The 1,131-nt window shown below is 27.6% G+C and carries 1 protein-coding gene and 1 pseudogene; both read left to right on the top strand.

The window, feature by feature from the left end:
* Positions 1 to 371, top strand: a pseudogene (locus tag ACLR9T_RS14725) (ORF6N domain-containing protein); the annotation flags it as partial.
* Between the two features lie 256 nt (positions 372 to 627).
* Complete coding sequence (locus ACLR9T_RS14720) at positions 628 to 1,122, top strand: PTS glucose transporter subunit IIA (protein WP_008787244.1); 495 nt, start codon at positions 628 to 630, stop codon at positions 1,120 to 1,122.
* Positions 1,123 to 1,131: the final 9 nt, after the last annotated feature.

Genomic DNA, 1,131 nt, shown 5'->3' with positions numbered 1-1,131 from the left:
ATTCTATTTATATTGTAGATGATGATATTAATTGTCATACTTTATCTTTATTGTCTGCAAAGAAAAAGGAAGTTAATGTTATTGTTTTCTCAGATAATAAGGGAAGAGGTAGTGGAAAATTAAATCAATTAGAGTTTGATAACTTTAATAGAGAATATCCAACTTTGTCTATTAAGAAGAATAATCAAAGATGCCATGATAGATTTATCATTATAGATTATCAAACAGATACAGAAAAAATATATCATTGTGGAGCATCAAGTAAAGATGCTGGAAAGAAAGTTTGTTGTATAAGCCTACTTTCAACATCAGATATTATTTATTCAATTATTGATGAATTGTTAATGCATGATGATTATATATTTGAATAAATAGGAAGATAATGAAATATATGTATAATTGTTAAATTATTAATTTCATGGATATATAATTTATATTTAAATGAGGATACTCATAAAAAAAGAGAATTAACTCATATTTTCAAAGTATGAAAACGCTTGCTTTTTTAAGATGCGCATGATATCATAAATTTGTAAATTAAGTGTTGGACTGTTACTCATAAGAGGCATAACCAATTAAACAGCTGTTTTTGGTTTGCTTATTATGAGTTTTTTTGTGGAGGTCAAAATGTTTAATTTATTTAAGTCTAAAGTTGATAAAAATATCTATGCACCTGTAAAAGGAAAATGTATAGATATTACAGAAGTGAATGATATTGGTTTTGCATCTTTGAGTATGGGAGATGGTATTGCGATTATCCCTGATACTCATATCATTGCAGCACCATGTGATGGGACAGTGCAAATGATATTTAGGACAGGACATGCTTTTGGAATCAAAGCTGATAATGGATTTGAGATCTTAATTCATATTGGTATTGATACTGTGAATCTGGAAGGAAAAGGATTTAATGTTCTTAAAAAGGTCAATCAAAGAGTGAAGAAGGGTGAGCCTGTTGTGGAGGTTGATCTTGATTTTATTAAAGAAAATTATGATTCAACGACAATGATGATTGTGACAAATGGGAAAAATTTTCATAAAATTTGTCTTCATGAGAGTATTAATATTGGAGATGTTGTTTTTGAAGGGATAGATGAGTATGAAATTGATAAAAAAGATTAACAATAATTA

The sequence above is a fragment of the Thomasclavelia sp. genome, assembly GCF_047249845.1.
GTDB lineage: Bacteria > Bacillota_I > Bacilli_A > Erysipelotrichales > Coprobacillaceae > Thomasclavelia.
The sequence above is the reverse complement of the archived record's forward strand: the minus strand, read 5'-3'. Positions and strand labels throughout refer to the sequence as shown.

Bases quoted from the DNA above. Each gene is read 5' to 3' on its own strand.
- ACLR9T_RS14720 (WP_008787244.1), top strand. From the start codon at position 628: ATGTTTAATTTATTTAAGTCTAAAGTTGATAAAAATATCTATGCACCT.